Origin of the sequence: Calothrix sp. NIES-3974, from assembly GCF_002368395.1 — a bacterium.
Lineage (GTDB): Bacteria > Cyanobacteriota > Cyanobacteriia > Cyanobacteriales > Nostocaceae > NIES-3974.
The window spans coordinates 5928767-5949058 of sequence record NZ_AP018254.1 but is presented as its reverse complement, the minus strand read 5'-3'; the positions used below and the strand labels follow the sequence as shown (position 1 = coordinate 5949058).

Annotated in this window: 16 protein-coding genes and 1 pseudogene; 9 read left to right on the top strand and 8 right to left on the bottom strand. The window is 40.2% G+C overall.

Annotated elements, in window-relative coordinates; genetic code table 11:
- The first annotated feature begins 25 nt into the window (after nucleotides 1–25).
- Nucleotides 26–1051 carry a phosphate acyltransferase PlsX gene (gene plsX / locus CDC37_RS23675; RefSeq protein WP_096625711.1) on the top strand — a complete coding sequence of 342 codons (1026 nt, stop codon included), beginning with the start codon at nucleotides 26–28 and terminating at the stop codon, nucleotides 1049–1051.
- Here plsX and CDC37_RS23670 read toward each other — a convergent pair.
- Nucleotides 991–1389 (bottom strand): hypothetical protein, encoded by a 399-nt coding sequence (locus CDC37_RS23670; protein WP_096625709.1) that lies wholly within the window; start codon nucleotides 1387–1389, stop codon nucleotides 991–993. The two genes, plsX and CDC37_RS23670, sit on opposite strands and share 61 nt — an antisense overlap.
- 218 nt (nucleotides 1390–1607) lie before the next feature.
- On the opposite strand from CDC37_RS23670, the gene CDC37_RS23665 reads away from it, so the two are divergent.
- Together CDC37_RS23665 and fabD are read left to right on the top strand one after the other, a co-directional pair.
- Nucleotides 1608–2579 carry a beta-ketoacyl-ACP synthase III gene (locus CDC37_RS23665; RefSeq protein WP_096625707.1) on the top strand — a complete coding sequence of 324 codons (972 nt, stop codon included), beginning with the start codon at nucleotides 1608–1610 and terminating at the stop codon, nucleotides 2577–2579.
- Nucleotides 2580–3015: 436 nt separating this feature from the next.
- Entirely contained in the window at nucleotides 3016–3912 is an 897-nt protein-coding gene (fabD, locus tag CDC37_RS23660) for an ACP S-malonyltransferase (RefSeq protein WP_096625705.1), read from the top strand.
- Nucleotides 3913–5009: 1097 nt separating this feature from the next.
- Here fabD and CDC37_RS24805 read toward each other — a convergent pair.
- Together CDC37_RS24805 and CDC37_RS23655 are read right to left on the bottom strand one after the other, a co-directional pair.
- Nucleotides 5010–5186, bottom strand: coding sequence for a hypothetical protein (locus CDC37_RS24805; protein ID WP_172892820.1), 177 nt, complete (start codon nucleotides 5184–5186; stop codon nucleotides 5010–5012).
- A gap of 22 nt (nucleotides 5187–5208) precedes the next feature.
- Nucleotides 5209–5508 (bottom strand): hypothetical protein, encoded by a 300-nt coding sequence (locus tag CDC37_RS23655; RefSeq protein ID WP_096626603.1) that lies wholly within the window; start codon nucleotides 5506–5508, stop codon nucleotides 5209–5211.
- A gap of 263 nt (nucleotides 5509–5771) precedes the next feature.
- On the opposite strand from CDC37_RS23655, the gene CDC37_RS23650 reads away from it, so the two are divergent.
- Both CDC37_RS23650 and CDC37_RS23645 read left to right on the top strand, forming a co-directional pair.
- The gene (locus CDC37_RS23650; protein WP_096625703.1) at nucleotides 5772–8105 is read left to right on the top strand and encodes a histidine kinase dimerization/phospho-acceptor domain-containing protein; all 2334 of its coding nucleotides are present in this window, start codon (nucleotides 5772–5774) and stop codon (nucleotides 8103–8105) included.
- Between the two features lie 235 nt (nucleotides 8106–8340).
- Entirely contained in the window at nucleotides 8341–9705 is a 1365-nt protein-coding gene (locus CDC37_RS23645; protein WP_442861102.1) for a hybrid sensor histidine kinase/response regulator, read from the top strand.
- 146 nt (nucleotides 9706–9851) lie between these two features.
- Here the strand turns inward: CDC37_RS23645 and CDC37_RS23640 are convergent, their stop codons facing one another.
- A complete protein-coding gene (locus CDC37_RS23640) occupies nucleotides 9852–10163 on the bottom strand; it encodes a DUF3067 family protein (RefSeq protein WP_096625699.1) in 312 nt (103 codons plus the stop codon).
- Nucleotides 10164–10400: 237 nt separating this feature from the next.
- Between CDC37_RS23640 and petC the strand changes: the two genes are divergently transcribed.
- The 3 genes and pseudogenes from petC to CDC37_RS23625 form a co-directional block, all read left to right on the top strand.
- Nucleotides 10401–10940 carry a cytochrome b6-f complex iron-sulfur subunit gene (gene petC / locus CDC37_RS23635; RefSeq protein WP_096625697.1) on the top strand — a complete coding sequence of 180 codons (540 nt, stop codon included), beginning with the start codon at nucleotides 10401–10403 and terminating at the stop codon, nucleotides 10938–10940.
- A gap of 231 nt (nucleotides 10941–11171) precedes the next feature.
- Nucleotides 11172–12173 (top strand): cytochrome f, encoded by a 1002-nt coding sequence (petA, locus tag CDC37_RS23630; RefSeq protein WP_096625695.1) that lies wholly within the window; start codon nucleotides 11172–11174, stop codon nucleotides 12171–12173.
- Nucleotides 12174–12310: 137 nt separating this feature from the next.
- Nucleotides 12311–12541: pseudogene (locus tag CDC37_RS23625) on the top strand (DNA methyltransferase); the annotation flags it as partial.
- Nucleotides 12542–12762: 221 nt separating this feature from the next.
- On the opposite strand, the gene CDC37_RS23620 reads toward CDC37_RS23625, so the two are convergent.
- Nucleotides 12763–13230 carry a single-stranded DNA-binding protein gene (locus CDC37_RS23620; RefSeq protein WP_096625691.1) on the bottom strand — a complete coding sequence of 156 codons (468 nt, stop codon included), beginning with the start codon at nucleotides 13228–13230 and terminating at the stop codon, nucleotides 12763–12765.
- Nucleotides 13231–13686: 456 nt separating this feature from the next.
- Here CDC37_RS23620 and CDC37_RS23615 point away from each other — a divergent pair, with 456 nt between their 5' ends.
- On the top strand, nucleotides 13687–14253 hold the full coding sequence (locus CDC37_RS23615) for a tetratricopeptide repeat protein (RefSeq protein WP_096625689.1): 567 nt from the start codon (nucleotides 13687–13689) through the stop codon (nucleotides 14251–14253).
- Nucleotides 14254–14296: 43 nt separating this feature from the next.
- Here the strand turns inward: CDC37_RS23615 and CDC37_RS23610 are convergent, their stop codons facing one another.
- The 3 genes from CDC37_RS23610 to CDC37_RS23600 all read right to left on the bottom strand — a co-directional run bounded on the left by CDC37_RS23610 (nucleotide 14297) and on the right by CDC37_RS23600 (nucleotide 20289).
- Nucleotides 14297–15670, bottom strand: coding sequence for an aldehyde dehydrogenase (locus CDC37_RS23610; RefSeq protein ID WP_096626601.1), 1374 nt, complete (start codon nucleotides 15668–15670; stop codon nucleotides 14297–14299).
- Nucleotides 15671–15849: 179 nt separating this feature from the next.
- Nucleotides 15850–16971, bottom strand: coding sequence for a hybrid sensor histidine kinase/response regulator (locus CDC37_RS23605; RefSeq protein ID WP_096625687.1), 1122 nt, complete (start codon nucleotides 16969–16971; stop codon nucleotides 15850–15852).
- A gap of 579 nt (nucleotides 16972–17550) precedes the next feature.
- Nucleotides 17551–20289, bottom strand: coding sequence for a CHASE2 domain-containing protein (locus CDC37_RS23600; protein ID WP_172892819.1), 2739 nt, complete (start codon nucleotides 20287–20289; stop codon nucleotides 17551–17553).
- Nucleotides 20290–20292: the final 3 nt, after the last annotated feature.

Below are 20292 nucleotides of genomic sequence, written 5' to 3'. Positions count from 1 at the left end.
TAAGGTTTCTAAAAGCTCAACAGCAATGGGATCGACGTGCGTAAGGATCGCAATTGACGCAATGGGTGGGGATCATGCACCTGGTGAGATTATCGCGGGAGCTTTGCGAGCGCGAGACGAATTAGGTGTGGAGGTATTACTCGTCGGAGACCCCCAGCAAATTCAAAACTGCTTGCCTCCCAAAACAAACCTGGAGCAAGTGGAAATCGTACCATCGGAAGGTGCGATCGCAATGGAAGATGAACCACTCACCGCAATTCGACGGATGCCGAAATCATCGATTAATGTGTCGATGGATTTGGTAAAGCAAAAACGAGCAGATGCGGTGGTTTCGGCTGGACACTCTGGAGCGGCAATGGCATCAGCCCTATTACGCTTGGGTCGCTTACCAGGTGTAGAACGTCCGGCAATTGGTGCGGTTTTCCCAACAATTATGGCTAGCAAACAGGTTTTAATCCTGGATGTGGGGGCTAATGTGGATTGTCGTCCCAAATTTTTGGAACAGTTTGGTATTTTAGGTTCTGCCTACAGTCAATATGTGTTGGGTGTGGAGGAACCGAAGGTGGGACTGTTGAATATTGGCGAGGAAGATTGCAAAGGCAATGATGCAGCAGTCAGAGCGCATCAACTACTACGGGAAAATCCCCAAATCCAATTTGTTGGCAATGCGGAAGGACGGGATGTTCTCTCTGGACGATTTGATGTGATTGTCTGTGACGGTTTTGCTGGTAATGTTTTGCTCAAATTCGCCGAAGCTGTTGGTGAAGTTTTACTGCAAATTTTGCGGGAAGAACTCCCCCAAGGATTAAACGGTCAAATCGGAACGGCAATTTTAAAACCTAATTTACGTCGGATCAAACAACGTATTGACCACGCAGAGCATGGCGGTGCTTTACTGCTCGGTGTTAATGGTGTTTGTATTATTGGGCATGGTAGCTCCCAAGCTCCCTCTATTTTTAATGCTATTCGCATAGCCAAAGATGCTGTTGATCACGAAGTTCTACAACGCATCCAGTCCCAATATTCAACTTTACAAAGTGAATCGAGCTGATTTTGTCTTGACTTCCGGTGCAGAGTCAAACAATTTTCGATTTTGAATTTTCGATTTTGGATGGCTTTAGCGTCGGGTGATTTCTCCGGAAAGGAGCTTGGAGATTTTTCTTCAAAGACAAACTTTCCCAGACGGATTTGGGATTTGGGTACGCGGTTTGGTAAACTTTGTCCTAGACAAGCCACTTGACGAATAGCTGATGATTGGTTCCACAACGATAAATCAGCTTGCTCTGTACCGTGAAGGAAATATTGGTCAAACCAAGCAAGTAAATTCCGTGGAATTTTCCTGGTAGTTTTGACCATACTTTCCCCATCGGTGTTATCCGCATTTCTCACAAAACCCTAAAACTCACAGGGATAGTCCAGACGACTCGTCGGGTCGTCTGTACAGAGAGCAGGGAGTACAAGGAAAATACAATCCGTTACTCAAGGCTTATAACTTACTCGTGAGAAATCCAGGATTAGTCTAAATCTCAGTGTTTAGATCACTCAGATGTGAGAGTAGAAAATAGGGATTGGTGGGAAGGGTGAACGTACAAAATATAGGCGTAGCAATGACTGGATGTGGGTCGGCAACCCCATCGAAATGCTTGGATAATCAGGCGATGTCCGTATTGGTTGATACTAGTGATGAGTGGATTCGGACTCGGACAGGGATTCGGAATCGACATATTGCTGCTGCCGATGAATCATTGGCAACCTTAGCTGCTCAAGCGGGACGGGATGCGATCGCAATGGCTGGGATTACCCCAGATGACATTGATTTAATCTTATTGGCAACTTCCACAGCCGATGATATGTATGGCAGTGCCTGTAAAATCCAAGCGGAGTTAGGTGCAACCCGAGCGGTTGCCTTCGATTTAACTGCTGCCTGTTCCGGCTTTATTTTTGGCATGGTGACTGCATCCCAATATATTCGTACAGGTGTCTATCGCCATGTATTATTAATTGGGGCTGATATCCACTCCCGTTGGGTCAATTGGCAAGATAGAACTACCTGTGTCCTCTTTGGTGATGGTGCTGGTGCCGTGGTGATGCAGGCTTCGAGTCAGGATAAATTACTGGGGTTTGAAATGAGAAGCGATGGCAGTCAGAACCATTATCTGAATTTAGCCTACCAAGCTCAAGCCCAGGAATTGGTTTCCGGAGTTAGCGTTGGCAAAGGTTGCTACCAAACAGTAACCATGAACGGCAAGGAGGTTTATCGCTTCGCTGTTCAAAAAGTCCCCGAAGTCATTGATAAAGCCCTATATTACGCCAATCTGAATGTGGAGGACATTGATTGGTTGTTAATGCACCAAGCCAATCAACGGATTTTAGATGCGGTGGCTGAACGTTTGGGTATTCCTGCTGATAAGGTGATTAGCAATCTTGCTGAATATGGCAATACTTCTGCCGCTTCTATTCCCCTGGCTTTAAATGAGGCTGTACGCGATGGGAAAATTCAAGTTAATGATGTAATTGCTGCCTCCGGTTTTGGTGCTGGCTTAAGTTGGGGTGCGGTGATTTTTCAATGGGGAAGATAGCTTGCTGGAGGAGATAGAAAACAGAATAGAGGAGGTTGTGCGGAATACAGACTCAAAATGGTGAAAAGTCCCAATTTCCAAATCCCTCAAAAACCTCCGGTATAGGTTGTATCTCCATAGACGCAGCGATTAGCTGATTAACCACTTGCAGTATAATCCTAGTCCATGCCATACCCAATTACTCGTCAAAAACCTGCCTTGACAAGCCCTCTTTTCCTATCCCCAGTTCCCTACAGCCTCTTGTCTTGCCACTTGTGCGTCTACACTACTACTCACTCTGTTTGTAAACGAGTTCCCCATGTAGGCGCAGCTTTCTTCTGAAAGTACTTCTGTACGCAATCATTCAGATGTTTGGCGAACGCTCACAGCGAAGCCACACTAGGAAACACTTTTCCCTCACTCCCCACTCCCTACTCACTTTATTTACAAATCGGAAATGTCTAAGACTGCATGGGTGTTCCCCGGACAAGGTTCTCAAGTCCTTGGTATGGGTGTTGATTTGATTGACTTGCCTCTAGCTCAACAGCGTTTTGCACAGGCGGAGGAAATTTTAGGATGGTCGGTAATTGCGGTTTGTCAACATGACGAAGCAAAGCTGGGACAAACCCTCTACACTCAACCGTGTTTATACGTTGTTGAAAGTATTCTTGCCGACTTGCTGAAACAAAAAACCTTACCTGATTTTGTCGCTGGGCACAGTTTAGGTGAGTACATTGCTCTGTACGTCGCTGGTGTCTTTGAATGGTCTGCCGGATTGCGTTTGGTCAAACGACGGGCGGAACTGATGGAAAATGCTGCTGGGGGAATGATGGCAGCAATGATTAAATTTGATCGAGATGAGTTGGAACGGGTAATTGGGCAAACCCCTGACGTGGTATTGGCGAATGATAATAGTCCGGAACAGGTGGTGATATCGGGTACGCCGGAAGCTGTGAAGATGGTGATGGAGAAGGTCAAGGCGAAACGCGCTATTCCGCTGAATGTATCGGGTGCATTTCACTCTCCCTTGATGGCTGCGGCTGCCCAGGAGTTTCAAGATGTTCTAACCTCTGTGGAATTTTTACCTGCTTCAATACCAGTAATGTCAAATGTGGAACCCACTCCCACCCAAGATGGAAATGTTTTAAAACAGCGACTGATGCAACAAATGACGGGTTCAGTACGTTGGCGGGAGATTTCTTTAGGGTTGGCAGACCACGGTATTACCCATGTGGTGGAGATTGGTCCAGGTAATGTTCTCACGGGTCTTATTAAGCGTACCTGTGGAGATATGCAACTAGACAATGTTCGTAATGCTGCGGAGTTGGCTCAATGGGGTGATAATTGCATATAAAATGGCCATAATACCCTATTGTATCAGCAAATTTGTCAAGGTCAATATCTAAAGTCTCAAAGGCTGATTTCTACGTGAGCTATTTGAGAATGGTGTCATTAATATTGAGAATTCGCTGAAAATTATTGAGACTGGAGCCAGCTTCACTTTTTTTGGTAATTAGAGACTTGATCAGAATCAAAAAAAGGCAAACATTTGTTCGCCTTTTTTGTTTTTGATTGTGAACTTCCATCTAAAAAAATGTAAGTAGACGTGAGTTCGATGAGTTATGAAGCCTGAAAGTCTTGTCCAGTATCATTCGTAGGAAATAAAAGTTTTTAAAAACCTCCAAGTATGATGTTGAGAATAAAATCATTAAACCTGAAATCAGTCAGTTATTGACTTTGTTCTTAACTAATGGATGAGGTTACTTTAAACCTTAACTTGCAAAATCATTGATTCACAGGGATTATAGCCTTTACAATCCATCGAATTCACGTTAAGTAGGGTCTGCGGAAAAAGTCTTTTCGTAAGGGTAGGGAATAGGGAGTTGGTCTTATTTATTTGCGCTTTCTGGAACTAAAATACCCTCTAAAGCTTACAAGATATAGAAACGCGATATATCGCGTCTTTACTATTTTTCAGCAAGTCCTACAGAGAGGTTTGCGACGACAAGTTATTAACTTTGTTCTCAACGAAAGTTAGAGATTGCTTTGAACTTGGACTTCCAAAATTATTGATTCCTGAAGGAGAGACAAGCATCATCAACTCGTTATAGGGCAAGCTTTTCAGACGATAGATACTGAAAAGATAAAAAGCCAACACTAATATTTTCCTATCCACCAGTGCTTAAAACTCTCATCCTCCCGTTGAGCGATCGCTAAAATTAATTTTTATCTTTTCAGCAGCCGTTAAAACGAAAGCCTTGCCCTACCTAGGTTACATCCACCTTGTCACCCTCTCAGGGAATAGGGAGTTGGTCTTATTTATATTTTCTGGAACTATATACCCTCTCTTAAAAGATATAGAGACGCGATATATCCCGTCTTTACTATTTTTCAGCAAGTCCTACAGAGAGGTTGGCGACGACAAGTTATTAACTTTGTTCTCAACGAAAGTTAGAGGTTGCTTTGAACTTTAACTTCCGAAATCCTTGATTCACAAAGATTATTGCGTTTAAAACCCGTCGAATTCAGGTTAAATTGCCTCCTTTGACTGCGTTTCACTTGTTTCGGACATACCTTGATTTTTGAACGCCGACTTACTTGCACCATTTCACCCATATTTTGATACATTTTCTTCCCCTACTTCCCTGACCTACCTCGACCCAGTATTGTTGATTTGGTCAAGTACTACTGTCTCATGGGGTTGTAGTTCTTGGGTGAGGGTAATTGGTGTTGCTTTTGATGATTCTAGGTGGGGGATATCGGTGACAATTTCGGTAATATCATTCCCGGTGGGGTGATAGGTGTGAATTAATTTGTCGTAGTTGGATGCGATCGCGAGAAAAGCACCACCCAGAATATATATTGGTAGGGGTAAGGACAGGTCTTTAACCCAATCGAATAATTCTGCTAAAGCAAATAGAACAACAAAACAAGCTAGCCAGATTCTCATACTTTTGTCCCCAGTTTTACGGCATTTTACATCATCTTTCTCTAAGCGTGTTGTGGATTTTATCACTGGAGCAGCCAACATCTACTGCTGACACTAGAACCTATATTTACAAGGGAGATATAGCTTTTGTCTTGATTTTGGGCATTATACAAGTGGAAAGGTATGTCAACCTGCATACAGGTAAAGAGACTGGATGAATTTTTGTCCTAGTCTTTGACAGGAGACAACAGTGATAACACGTATAAAAAGCTGATGTATATCTGATGGTGCAATTTGACAAAGATAATTCTATCCCAGAATCTAACTTGAAGTGGTATCAACGCTTGAAGTTATGGAAATTCGGTTTGGTTGTCACTAGGATTGATAATTTCCGTTTAGAACAAAAAATCATTGCCGGAAATGCGATCGCGTTATTGATATTTGTATCACTGATGTTACTGGGAATAAAGGTGGGGGAATACTCCCGGTCATCGGTGAATCGTTCCTATGGATTATTACAAAGTCAAATTCGTCTTTTGAATGAATTAGGTCATCATAGTTTAGCTTTACAGAAATTGGTTGATTTTCCTCCTGCTGACTTACAAACCGATTTCCAAGTGCGTGATTCTTTTCTCCAGAGGGTAAAACGTACTCGTTATTTAATTCAAGTTGTATTAGATTTCCCGACCCATCTATCTGACTCCAGATTTAACTTATGGTTAAGGGAATCTCAAAATAGCCACCAGCAATTTTTATTGCAAATAGAAACAATTCTAAACACCAGTCAGAAGTTTAGGAACGAATTGGAATTGAGACAGCAGTTGAGGAGAATAACTCAAGAAAGCTTACCTATCCATCGTCAATTAGTTTATCAGTTATCTCAGCGAATAGAACAGCTAACAGCAGCATCAGAAATTGCCGAAAAAACGGTAAATCAGGGGAATTTTGTGTATCAGCTACTCCTGATTTGTTTTTTTTGTTTGAGTTTACTGCTGACATCCTATATCAGTTTACGATTTAGTCAAAAATTGCTAAAACCAATTAGTGATATCAATCATCAAACTCAAAATCTTCTCACAAAAATGCTTACAGACACAGGAGAAATTCATGATATTAGTCAAATTGATGATGATGTATCTAAACTCCGGATAATGCTCGATAGATTGAGGGAATATATTAATTATCTTCACCATCAAAATCAAACATTACAAGCAGAAATTGAGAATATTTCTGATACAAAAACTAGATTTTTAGCCAATATCAGTCACGAACTACGTACACCTTTAAATGGAATTTTAGGCTATGCACAAATTATGATGCGATCGCCGGATTTAAATCCGGAACAACAACGGGGAATTACTACCATTTATAATTGTGGTTCTCACCTGCTTGAGTTGGTAAATGATATCCTCGATTTTTCTAAATTAGAAACTGATAATCTTGAATTAAACCCGGTTGATTTTCAATTCCCATCATTTTGTCAAAGAATTGTGGAAACTTGTCGAGTGCAAGCGGAGCAAAAAGGCATAAAGTTAATTTATAATCCGTCTTTTAATTTACCGATTGGAATTAATGCGGATAAAAATCGTCTACGTCAGGTGATGACAAATTTAATTAGTTATGCAATTAAATCTACTAACCAGGGATATGTAAAACTGACAATTCAGGCTTTTCCCTATCCCCGTAATCAAAATAATCAAGTTATTAATATCAAAATTAGTAAAACCGATGGTGGTTTAACTAATGAGCAAATCCAAAGTCTATTTTCCCCGTTTGAAAATGTCTATAATCATCAGCCAAAAGGGGATGAACCTGGATTTGCGATCGCTCTGAGTCAGAAAATTCTGCAAAAAATGGGTAGCACACTCAAAATTAAAAGTAAAATCCCTACCGGAAGTGTTTTTTCGTTTGCGCTGATTTGTGAAATTACCCACGATTGGACAGAGAATAGTACCATTAACTCCTCTGGAAAAATAGTGGGCTATACAGGAGAGAAAAAGAAGATTCTCATCGTTGATGATAACTGGAAAAATCGTAGTATTTTAATTAGTTTACTTGAACCTTTAAAGTTTATGATTTTTGAAGCTGATAATGGGAATGACGCTCTGCAACAAGCTGAGGTTATCCAACCAGATTTGATAATTTCTGATATGGGGATGCCAATTATGGATGGATGGGAATTAGCGGCAAAAATTCGTTGCTGTCCCCATCTATCTGCAACTAAGTTTATCCTTTCTTCTCATATTGTGATGGAATATGAACAAAATATGACTACTCACAAAGGTGTAGATGCTTTTTTATCTAAACCCATTAATACAGATGAGTTATATCAGGTGTTAAATCAGCAGTTAGGTATCAATTGGATTTATGCCAATCATACTATTGAGGATACCAATGTAGAAGTTCAAGGTGAAATATCTATTCCTCCCTTTTCGGTGATTGCTTCCTTGGTAGAATTTGCCAAAAGGGGACAGATTCGCGGTATTCAAGATGAACTAATACGCATAGAAGCACTCGATCCAAGCTATGGTAAGTTTGTCAAAAAACTACGTGAGTATACTCAAACTTTCAATATTCAGAAAATTCGTGATTTTTTAGCTAAAAATGTACGGAACTAGGAGCAACTATTTGAATATTTAATATAATTGTTAATACATCATAATTACATAATCGTTTTTTTAACAAAAATATACCTTGAAAATCCCAGAATAGCTTTGTCTGATTCTATTATATATTCGCCAATCCTTTCCAGATAATTGATGGAGATAATTGTTATTTATTAGCAAGCAAGGGAATACTTCAAAATACTCTATATTCAAATACTTATCATTAACCGCGAGATAAATATATATGATATCAGAATCTAGTTTAAATCCAGTAAACCTTGGGGAAAAAATATCCCTGGTCCAGGTAGCAGTTGAAGCTAAACCTACAATTTTAGTTATTGATGATAGTCCGACTAATTTAGAGGTAATTTGTGGGACTTTAATGAATGCTGGTTATGAAGTATTAGTCGAAATGGATGGAGAGAGTGGTATTCAACAAGCTAAAGATAACCATCCTGATTTGATTTTACTTGATATCATGATGCCAAAAATCGATGGTTTTGAAACTTGTTCTCGCTTACAAAGTGATGCGGATACCAAAGATATTCCTATCATTTTTATGACCGCATTAACGGATACGTTGGAAAAAGTTAGAGGTTTAAAGTTAGGTGCGGTCGATTATATTACTAAACCTTTTCATCAAGATGAAGTTGTAGCCAGAATTGAATTACAATTAAAAATTCGACGTTTACATTTAGAATTAGAACAGGAAAAACAAAACTTAGAGCAACGGGTGAGGGAAAGAACGGCAGAACTAATGATGGCATTAGAAGAATTACAAAAAACCCAGTTGCAGCTTGTACAAAATGAAAAAATCTTTTCCCTGGGAGAAGTATTTGCTGGGGTTGCGCATGAGGTGAATAACCCGATTGGTTTGATTTCTACAAATATTTACCATGCGAATCAGTATACCCATGATTTAATTCACCTGGTGAAAACATATCGACAAAAATTTAACCAATCAGATCCAGAAATTCAGGAATTAATTGAAAACATTGATTTAGACCATATTATGGAAGATTTACCGAAGTTGATTTCCTCGATGAAATTAGGGAGCGATCGCATTCACGGGATTATGCAATCCGTCAGAAATTTTTCCCGTCACGATGGTAACAAGAAAAAGGCTGTTGATATCCATGAAGGGATAGAAACGACTTTAATGATTCTCCAATATCGTCTCAAAGCTCAAACGAATCGTCCTCCCATTCAAGTGATTAAAGACTATGGTAGTCTACCCCTAGTTACCTGCTATTCTGGACAAATTAATCAGGTATTTTTAAACATTATTACTAATGCCATTGATGCCATTGATGCCGTTGAAGAAAAATTTGCTCATCGGGAATTAGCTAATTCACCGCAAATTAAAATCACAACTGGCCTAGACCGGGAGAATGTCATCATTAAAATCGCTGATAACGGTAAAGGTATTCCCGCAGAAATTCAAGACAAAATTTTTCAACCTTTCTTTACTACCAAGCGAGATAAACTCACTGGTGTTGGTTTATCGATTTCTCAGGAAATTATCACTAAAAATCACCAAGGTCAGATTTTTCACACTTGTACTGAAAAATGGACAGAGTTTACGCTTTTACTACCCTTAAAGTTAGATTAAAATCAAAAATTCAGCGTTGATAAATCCATTTTTAACGGTCGAATTTTTGCTCTATAAAGTAGGAAATAATTATACATTTTAGTTCAGGATAATTGTAGCGATTTCCCGTCACAGTAATTACACCTCCTGTCTCCCGTATTTCTGTACTATTGTACTAGCCATTCGCTAGCACGTTCACCCAAATCTACAGGGATACTGACAGCTTTTCCCAAGCGAGGTTTTTCGCGGGTTTGTTGAATATACAAACTTACTTGTCCAGTCACCCCTAAACCATCCAAATAGTTAGCGATGTTATCCAGATGCTGAACATATTCTTCCTCGCTCAACGGGAAAGAAGCCTGTTCTAGATACTTCCACATTATTTGTACAAATATTTTACCCTGGGTGCGACGCAACTGGACATCGTAGGAGCGTCCCCATTTGCTCAATAACAACTGACGTAATTTCTCTCCGCTCATAGAATTCATGTAATCTAATTTTACATTTCGTGTTGGTTGTTAATTTAGGTGACTCAAGTATGATAGGAATATAAAGAAATGTAATGCTACCATAGGAAATGCTAGAAAGTTCTTTTGTCAAGGAATTCTAGCTGGCGAGTGGGCAAAACGGCAGATTGATTTCGACCTGGGTTTTTCGATATTTTAGAACTCAAGTCAAAAAATAGTTAAACAAAATACACAAAGAACGCGTAGATTATGGCTCAGTTTTCCGAATCAATGGATGTTCCCGATATGGGACGACGGCAATTCATGAATCTTCTCACATTTGGGACGGTGACAGGAGTTGCTCTGGGTGCATTGTATCCTGTGGTGAAGTATTTTATTCCTCCGGCAAGCGGCAGTGCGGGTGGTGGAACCAGTGCAAAGGATGAACTGGGCAATGATGTGTTGGTAAGCCAGTTTTTGGCAAGTCACAATGTGGGCGATCGCGTTCTTGTCCAAGGGTTAAAGGGAGACCCAACCTATATTGTCGTCGAGAGCAAAGAAGCGATTAGCGATTATGGGATTAACGCGGTTTGTACCCATTTAGGTTGTGTTGTTCCCTGGAACGCGGCGGAAAATAAATTTAAGTGTCCTTGTCATGGTTCCCAGTATGATGCAACTGGTAAAGTGGTGCGCGGACCTGCACCTCGTTCTCTGGCGTTGAGCCATGCCAATGTGGAAGACGATAAAATCTTGTTGACACCCTGGACGGAGACCGATTTCCGCACAGGGGAAGAACCTTGGTGGGCGTAACGCATCTGCAAAACATGGGATAGTGGAAAAATCTTCCCGTTTCCGCATTTCTCACCAAACCCTAAAACTTAGAGGAAATCGGGAGTAGTCCGTGACGGGAGTAGAAGGAAAATCAATCCCTTACTTAAGGCTTACAACTGACTGGTGAGAAATTCAGGCATTAACTCCAAAGTTATTGTTGACCCCGAAATCATTACAGCAACCGACATCATACATAGTCCTTAAATTGAGATGAGAAACGCCGACAAACCTGCACGCTTACAACGTGTCCTTAGTCAAGTGGGAAAAACCCTGTTAATTGCGATCGCAACTCTAACTTTTTTTGTTGCTAGCGATTTCGCCTTTCCCCAAACAGCATCCGCTTACCCATTTTGGGCACAACAAACCTATCCAGAAACACCCCGCGAACCAACGGGACGGATTGTTTGCGCTAACTGTCACCTTGCAGCGAAACCAGCTGAAGTAGAAGTTCCCCAAGCGGTACTACCAGATAAAGTATTTAAAGCCGTTGTCAAAATTCCCTACGATACCAACCTGCAACAAGTTGCTGCTGACGGTTCTAAGGTTGGTTTAAACGTAGGTGCGGTTTTAATGCTACCAGAAGGGTTTAAAATCGCTCCTGAAGACCGCATCCCTGAAGATTTGAAAGAAGAAGTCGGCGATGTTTACTTCCAATCCTATGGGGAAGGGAAGGATAATGTGATCTTGGTTGGTCCCCTTCCCGGAGAACAGTATCAAGAAATCGTTTTCCCGATTCTTTCTCCTGATCCAAAAACCGATAAAAACATCCGCTTTGGTAAGTACTCTGTTCATCTAGGTGCAAACCGGGGACGGGGACAGGTTTATCCCACAGGTGAGAAAAGTAATAATAACCTTTACACCGCACCTGCTGCTGGTACAATTACCAAAATTAGCAAAACAGAAGATGAAGATGGTAATGTGAAGCGGACTGTTACGATTCAATCAGAAAATGGTAGCACCGTTGATGAAGTTATTCCCCTTGGTCCGGAATTAATTGTTTCCGAAGGACAAGTGGTTAAGGAAGGGGAAGCTTTGACCAATAATCCCAATGTTGGCGGTTTCGGTCAAAAGGATACGGAAATCGTTTTACAGGATGCTAATCGCATTTATGGGTTAGTTGCCTTCATCTGTTTGGTGATGATGGCACAAATTATGCTCGTTCTCAAGAAAAAACAGGTGGAGAAAGTTCAAGCTGCGGAAATGAACTTCTAAATTGTGCAAAATTAGAGTATCTTGCATGACAGGCTTTTAAGCCTGTCTTTTTTTGTCTGTTGGGTTATGGGATTTTAGATTTGGGATTGGGGAACTGTTTTTATAGGGGGTTTTGACTTTTCTATTCGCTACCCCGTAAAACAAACGGAATTAAAGCCCATCCAGCAAGATTTCCATCAGCTTTTGCGGATTTTTTGATCAAATTTTTGACAGATGAAGGCGATCGCATTCTTGACCCTTTTGCTGGTAATACTACCGGATTTGTTGCGGAAAGGTTACATCGCAATTGGTTAGTCTGGGAAATTAACGAAAACTATTTGCTGGGTAGTCGCTATCGGTTTATTGCTGGAAATGGCAATACTCCGTAAAGACGACCCGTCGGGTCGTCTTTACAGGGAATAGGGAGGGGTGAAAAACCACTTTCATTGAGTTCTGGTGTCAACGGTATGCGTAATAAGTTATACGATTTCACTCAAATTTTGATACATTTTCTTCCCCAGTTACCCCTGCTTCCCTAAATGTATCAACTCCAAAGTAAAACTGTATTAGCTGCTCCCGAACTCAGGTTAATCCAAAACCGAAAATTCAACTAAAAGGGAATATCGTCCGAATCATAATCCTGACTATAGGTCGGTGCTGCGGATTGATAGGTGGATACGGGAGTCGGATCTGGTTGTTGATAGGTGGATACGGGTATGGAAGGTTCATAACTAGGTATGGCTGGTGCTGGGGTAGCCATGTTACCGAGGTTAAATTCCCCATTTACACGATAAATTCTTTGAACTGTCAAGTCAGCCCTTTTTTCCTTAAATCCTTCTGGTCGTTCAACGGTACGCATCCCTAAACGTCCTTCGATAATCACGCGATCGCCTACTTGGTAGTTAGCGTGCATTTCACTAGCTGTTTTCCCCCAACCCACTACCCGTAATGTCGCTGGGGGGTCATCTGCACGTAACCCCGGAAACATTACCATCATTTCTGCGACTTCCATATTGTCTGGAGTATGGCGCAATTGGGGAGCGCTACTGATTTCTACCATCAAAATACAATTGTTCATCACATAAGTCCTCAAATAATCCCATTATCTGCAATCACTACGATAATCCTTTGACTGGGAGCGTACCACTCAATGGTTCGGAATGGACAATATTTCATAAACCTTTATAGTTCAATCGTATCATTTCCGATGATTGTTAATTCCCTAAATATTCCTGACAATTCCATCAATATTCGTATATATATGTATTTATATAAAATTTTATTGAAAAATATCTAGTTTGATAGATGTATACTTTCAGTATTTGTGGATCTACCGAAAGAGGGAATAAAAGCATTCTTTTATACCTTCAAAATGGGAGGATTTATTAGATAATGCATATTAGCATTTATCTACGGTTCGGAATAAATGTAATATAATTTACGTTCCCAATCCAAAAATCCGTTCTTTTGCTGACAAATACTTACTCGGCACAATTTTTACCCATAGATTACTTAGGAGTTAGAGGTTTCAGCCGTGTATAAACGAAATATACTTGTGTGTGCTTTCCTATTTACCAGTATATTCACCGGATTTGCCGGGTCTGCGGGTGCGTCGCTAGTGGTAGCACAAGCTCAAGGGAATGACCAGGAATTTAGGCAATTATTAGAACAGGGACGACAGCTTGTTGATCGCGGCGATTATGAGAGTGCCATGAGAATATATCAAAATGCAGCTCAGATGAGACCTCGCAATGGTTCTGTGCATTCGGGAATTGGCATTTTGTACGTCAAACAGAATAACTACTCTGCGGCTTTGTCTGCATTTCAGCGTGCGATCGCTTTGGAACCGAATAACGCAGATTACCACCATGCTTTAGGCTATTTACATGGAAACTTAGGTAATTTACCAGCTGCACGGGAATCCTATCGTCGTGCAATTCGTCTCAATCGCAACCATGTTGATGCCTATTTAGGGTTGGCATCGGTATTAACCCATTTAGGCGATCGCCAAGGTGCTGCTTGGTCCTATCAGCAAGCAGAAAAAATCGCTCCTCGAAACCCCCGTGTTGCTGAGTATCGCAGCTTTATTATGAATCATTGACACTTCTGGACAGATTTGTATCCTGCATTTCCAGTTCTCATATTTACCCTAGCAATCGTCGCAACCAAGGAAGTTTATCAGCGTAGGGGGGATAGGCGAGGGAAACATCGAATAAAAAGGGTTTTTGCAGGATACTCTTATAGTGGGAGAAGGTGTCAAAGTTGGCTTTACCGTGATATTTACCGATTCCACTACTACCAACCCCACCAAAAGGTAGGGATTCCACGGTATATTGTTTCACGGTATCGTTAATTGCCACGGTTCCTGAAGAGGTGGAGCGCAGAATTTGCCGTTGTAAATTGCGATCGCGAGAAAATATGTACAAAGCCAAGGGTTTCGGACGACTGTTAATTTTCCGGATTACTTGATGAATATCGGTGTAGGTGATAATGGGTAAAATTGGGCCAAAAATCTCCTCCTTCATTACCGTGTCATCCCAATTCACGTCATCAATGAGGGTGGGAGCGATATATAAATCTTCCCCATGAGTTTCTCCCCCAAAAATAATTTTACCAGATAATAAATTGATTAATCTTTGATAGTTACTCTGATTAATAATGCGGGCATAATCAGAACTCAAAGCGGGATTATCACCATAAAATTGGCGTAAATTAGTTTGCATAGCATTGATTAATTGTAACTTAACTTGGGAGTGAACCAAGAGATAATCGGGAGCCACACAACTCTGACCACAATTATAAAATTTACCCCAAATAATTCGACGGGATGTAACATCAATATCCACATTTTTATCAACAATACAGGGATTTTTCCCTCCTAACTCTAGGGTCACGGAGGTTAAATGTTGAGCCGCAGCAGCCATGACTATTTTACCAATTTTAGGACTACCCGTAAAAAAGATATGGTCAAAGGGACAGGCTAATAATGCTTGACAAGTGTTTGCATCACCGGGAACCACATGAACGTATTCCGAAGCAAAATTTTGATTAATTAACTCCACCAATAATTGGGAACTAGCGGGAGCGATTTCCGATGGTTTAATAATGGCACAATTTCCGGCTGCGATCGCACCGACTAAGGGTAACAAACATAGCTGTATTGGATAGTTCCAAGCGCCAATAATTAATACTACCCCCAAGGGTTCGGGATAAACTTTAGCACTTCCTGGTTTCAACACCCAATTTAAAGGTTTGCTTTGCGGTTTGATCCAGGTTTTTAAATTTTTAATTGCATAATTAATTTCCCGTCGCAATATGGAAATTTCTCCGGTATAAGCTTCCGCTTCTGGTTTATTTAAATCGGCTTTCAATGCTTGATAAATAGCTGGTTCATAGCTGGTAATTAATGCTATTAATTTTTGTAATTGTTCAATCCGAAAATTAACATCGAAAGTGACACCACTACGGAAAAAATTACGCTGTGCACTAATAAGTTCTGATTTGACTAATTGTATCATTGAATTGAGGAGACAGAATACAGGAGATAGGACAATCCAGTTCGGAACAGAAAATTCGTCAATCCCAAATAATTGTAGAGACGCATTATATTGCATCTCCCGACATCACCACAAAAAATCATTAACCGAACCCTATCGGGAGACAGGGGATACCCCGATTTGATTTATGCACTAAAAATTCAACTAGAAACAGGTTTAATAGGTAGACTCACACAAAAAGTACTCCCTTGTCCTGGGTTAGACTTGACCTGAATTTTACCACCATGTGCTTCCACAATCCGTCGAGACAGGTACAATCCTAAACCACTTCCCGAACGCTTGTGGGAACCAGGACGAAACCGTTCAAATAGGGTTGCTTGTTGCTCCGGTGGTATACCTACCCCCGTATCAATCACCTGAATATTCATCACTTGCTCAGTTTCCTGAACATCAGTTTGAATCGTGATTGTCCCATTGTCGGTAAACTTAATCGCATTACCCAGCAGATTAGTAAACAGACGATGCAACTCCAGGCGATCGCCAATCATTTTTTCTGCGGTTTCTGTCGCAGCAAATACCATTTCCACCTGTAAACCCTTCGCTGCTGCTAAAGGATTTAATTCCCCTACCACCTCCGTTAACAATTGATGTAAATTAACTTCTGCGAATACTAAGGATTTCCGTCCTGCTTCAAATCGATACACTTCCAGCAGTGTATTTACCATCTCCAACAAATTACTATTACTTCGCCCCATAATCGTAATTGCTTCCAACATCTGTGGAGATAGTTCTCCCAATGCTCCTTGTTGTAGCAATTTCAACATTCTCTCGGCCGCAACTAAGGGTGTACGTAAATCATGGGTCAACCGGGAAACAAAATCCTCCCTCTGACGAGCAATCTCATCCCGCTCATCAATACTGTGTTTCAGACGTAATAAGCAACGCACCCGCGCTAACAATTCATCAACTGTAACCGGTTTGCGAATAAAGTCATCAGCCCCTAAATCCAATCCACGAGCCACATCTGGGGAATCATGGGCTGTAATTAATAAAATTGGCATATAACTCTTTATTTCAGTATTTTCCCTGATGCGTTGTGTTACTTCGTAACCATCCATTCCGGGCATCATGAGGTCGAGTAAAACCAAATCAAAGGGAGACTCGTTAATTTTTTGCAGAGCGTTAGGACCATTTTCCGCTGTCGCTATTTCATAACCTTCCTCTTCGAGAATGGTTTTCACCAGAAAAACATTATCGGGAGAATCGTCAACAACCAGAATTTTATCGATATAGGTAACTGTAGACACAGAAGATAAGCGCATTAGCAATCAATAAGGATTTAACGATAAGATAATCTGATAGGGGATATCTCCCCCTATTCTTGGCGATTTCGCTGAATTTACCTCTGACTTAAGAGTGATTTCAGCTTTAGAAGGTTAATTGTATCGCGAGATACGGTAAATATCGATATATTCTAGGTCATTGGATTTTGGATTTTAGATTTTAGGTGTTGCTGAATACAAATATGAATTGAAAATTTGACGTTGTGTAGAGACGTAGCGATGCTACGTCTCTACGAGAATTGTGGTTGCAATACAAAATGTAAATAATCATAATTCATACCCAAATTTCCCTAGCTCCCATGTGGGAGGGTGGGATGTTCCTGTCTCGTGAATCAAGATGGTAGTCCTCGCGCACTGGATGACTACACAGAGCATAGTTATTAAATAAGATAATAAAATAAGCTCAAACAGTATATTTGTTATATTTGTTGTTATCGACTACTCCCTACTCCCAAAAAACAAGCTTGTTAAGTGTTAAAAGCGACTTTTAAAACAACCTCTTATATTGGGTACTTAAAATCCATCAACTTTTCTTGGTGCAGTATGGGAGTTGAACTATTAACTGATTAACTCAATGATAAGATCGAATCTAAAGTTCTGAGCTAATTCGGCAATTTTTCTTTGTAGTTGCTGTTCGGATTGTGGTAATTCTTTGAGCAAATCAAAAACTTGATTATCATCACATAAACAGGAAGCATTATATAATCTTTCTCGCCATTCTGGTGATGTTTTTCCTAAAGATGATTTAATTTTTTCGGTATTTAGATTTATCTTCACTGCTGCTTCATCGTCATAGACATAACTGATATTTAACTGTCTACCGATGGCTGCTAATAATTTATTGGTGGAAAAAGGTTTGCTGATAAAGTCATCACAACCTACAGCTAAAGCCTGCTGTTGATCTTCAATAAATGCATTTGCACTCACGGCAATAATTGGAGTGGGTTTTTCTGGAGAATTAGATTTGATAAATGTACTAGCTTCATAACCATTCATGACTGGCATTTGCATATCCATACAGATTAGGTCTGGTTGCCATTCTGACCATAATTTAATTGCTTCTTCGCCATTTTCTGCTTGTTGGGTTTGAAAACCAATTCCTGTAAATAAGTTTACTAGTACTTCTCGACTCTCTCGATGATCGTCGGCAATTAGGATTTTATATTGTGGTTGATTTGCTGCTAACCCAATCACTTTTTTATCCTGTGAAATTATTTCTGATTTTTGGATATATTCTGTTGTTTGCTGAGAGATAAAAACTGGTATTTCTAGGATAAAAGTACTGCCCCGATTCACTTGACTTTTAACATCAATTTTTCCACCCATAAGTTTGATGAATTGATAACTAATAGTCAAACCTAATCCAGAGCCTTCCGTTGATTTGCGACCAATTTCAGTTTGTTCAAAGGCTTCAAAAATTCTTTGCATATCATCTGGAGCAATTCCCGAACCAGTATCTTCGATTTCTATTCTGAGTGTATGAATTTCTCCCCCATTGCCGGAAGCTAATTTCACTCGGAACCGAATCCATCCTTGTTCTGTAAATTTAATGGCATTCCCTAAAATATTAATTAAAACTTGGCGTAACTTCCCTTCGTCGGCTTGAATATATTGAGGTGTATTTTCTGCTACTTCTAAATAAAAAAATAAATTCTTAGCTTTGGCTTTCAATTCAAACATTCGTTTTAAATTTTCCACCATGCTCAATAAATCAAAGCTGTTAATATTAACTGCTATCCGTCCAGCTTCAATTTTAGAAATTTCTAAAATATCATTAATTAACGAAAGCAAATGTTCGCCAGCGCGATTGATTGTTTCTAAATGTTGTTGTTGTTCATGGCTGAGATTTTGTTGCGTCCCCATCACCTGGGTAAAACCTAAAATAATATTCAAAGGGGTGCGCAATTCGTGACTCATATTTGCTAAAAAGGTGCTTTTAGCTAGATTAGCTCGTTCAGCTGATTGCTTTGCTGTTTCTAAAGCGATATTTTTTTCTTGCAGTTCCTGGGTTCGTTGTTGTACTTTTGCCTCTAGGCTTTGCATATAATTAGCTAAACGTTGACGATAAATGACTAAACCTTTCCGTAAACGATAGCTATGGTTAATTAAAAAAGCAGCAATACAAGCAGAATAGGGTGCAGCTAGGGTTATCCACCAACCAGAAAGAAATAATAAATAACTACTAATAATTAAACCCAAACTTAACAGTACAAACCCAAGGATTATTTGTTGGGGTAAGTCTCTGGGAAAAAAACCGGGAGATAAAATTGCAAATCTTCCCATGTAATTCTGACTTTTTTTACACATACCCCATCCCCACCAAGCACCCAACCAAGACCAGATAAAAATCCATAGCCATTCTACTTTTTCGGGAACTCCCCGTAGAATTTGCCGACCTTCTAAGGCTGAGGCAATAATTTGATTAGCTAGATTTGCGTGAATTTCAACACCAAACCATGCTGTTTTGATATTGGTTGTGTAGGGTGTATAAAATTGATTACTAACACTTTCGGCGATGGAGCCAATTAGGACTACTTTCCCTGTAAATAGATGGGAAGGGGTTTGATTATTTAATACGTCCGTAATTGATATTTTCTGAAAACCTTGTCGCAAAATTTGAAAATTAGCTAAGATTTGATATCCCCCAAAATCTGTATTCACATACCCCCCTGCGTTGGCTGTCAGAGGAGAAAAAACTGCTTTACCTAATCTCAGATGGGAATAATCATGGTTGGGGATGGGTTGAATATTTTTTGCTGCAAGGTAGGTGAGGGCTAACCTACTCCCTAGAGTAAAATAGGTTTTTCCGGTGGTGTCCCGTAATGATAAAAGATGGCGACGAATACGTCCATCCTCATCTAATAATAAATCGCTGGCTGCAACTTGTTGACGCTGTTTAAGTAATTGGGGAACTGAAATTGCTACGTGTTCACTATTTGCAACCTTTTTTACTCCAATTAAATTCGGTGTTGATGCATACACCTCCAGTAATTTTTCTTTTCCTTCCCCTACTGGTAAGTTACGGTATAAATCTAAGCCAATTACTTGCGGTTGCTGATGTTTGATATTTTCGATGGTTTGAGCCAGAATTTTATCGGAGATGGGCCAACTGCCTAGATTAGTGATATCCTCCTCACTAATTGTCACCAAAACCACATAACTATTCCCATCTTCCGGTGGACGCAGGCGGAACCACTGGTCTAAAATTGCACATTCTAATAATTGCAGTCCTCCCAAATATTGCAAACTCAAAATTGCGAAGGTGACAGCCAAAGCTGTAATCTCGATCCTTCGCATCTG